The sequence below is a fragment of the Streptomyces sp. NPDC028331 genome, from assembly GCF_055565775.1.
This window is the reverse complement of the sequence record NZ_JBVHTR010000059.1, coordinates 1-1,051: the sequence shown is the minus strand read 5'-3', so window position 1 is coordinate 1,051 and position 1,051 is coordinate 1. Positions and strand designations below refer to the sequence as shown.

Sequence of the window (1,051 nt, the reverse complement as noted above, 5' to 3'; positions counted from 1 at the left end):
TCATGACCCGCCGCCTCACCCACGAAGCCACCACCAACTGGCGTGACAGCTAAGCCAAATGAAACAGACAACCGAGAACCAAACGCTCACTTAGACCGTGTCCTACGTGGTGAGGCGGTCGTTGGTCCGTTCATGGGGCGGGGTACATGGAGTTGGATAGTTCCGGACGGCCTGTGGGAGATCGCGAAGCCGCTGATCCCCCCGTCACGGGTGCGTCCGCAAGGCGGTGGAACGCAGGACACGCCTGATGAGACGCTGTTCGCGGCCATCATCTACGTCCTGGTCAGCGGCTGCGCATGGCGTGCTCTGCCACCCTGCTTCGGCATCTCGAAGTCGACCGCCCACCGGCGGTTCCTGATCTGGTCGAGAGCCGGCGTCTGGGGCCGCCTGCACGAGGCCGTGCTGCACGAACTCGACGACGCCGGCCTCCTCGACGTCACCCGCGTCGTCCTCGACACCGCCCACGTCAGGGCTAAAAAAGGGGCGAACACACAGGTCCGAGTCCCGTGGACCGGGGCAAGCCGGGTTCCAAGATGCACGTCCTGTCGGACGCGAACGGGCTGCCCCTCCTCGTCGGCGTCTCGGCTGGAAACACCCACGACAGCGAAGGGCTGAAGCCCATGGTCGAGGGTCACCAAACGAGACACGACCCTCACAGGGGCCGGTACTTCAAGCCTCAGCGCCTGCATGCGGACAAAGCCTACGACCGGGCCGACCTGCGCAGATGGCTACGGTGGAAGCGCATCGGAGTGCGTATCGCCCGCAAAGGCATCGAGTCCAGTGAACGATTAGGGCGACGCCGCTGGGTCATCGAGCGCACCATGTCCTGGCTGTCCGGCTACCGCCGCCTCAGCCCCCGCTACGAGCGCAACCCCCGCAACTACCTGGCCTTTCTCGGACTCGCCGCCGCCCTGTGCTGCTACAAGCGACTCGTCCGCCTCACCACGTAGGACACGGTCTAACTGGCCCTAACAGAAGTCGTTGATCACGTGACTGTCGGCTTGTCCACTCGTTGGTGTGGTCGTGGGGAAGCGTCAGTCGCGGCCGTGGA

General features: G+C 64.8%; 1 protein-coding gene. It reads left to right on the top strand.

Annotated features, from left to right (window positions below):
• Window positions 1–132: 132 nt before the first annotated feature.
• Window positions 133–950 (top strand): IS5 family transposase gene (locus ACZ4SW_RS37055; RefSeq protein ID WP_468253489.1). Its coding sequence is split into 2 segments (ribosomal slippage): window positions 133–481 and window positions 481–950, totalling 819 coding nucleotides; the frame shifts between segments, so codons are not numbered across the junction.
• Window positions 951–1,051 lie beyond the last annotated feature (101 nt).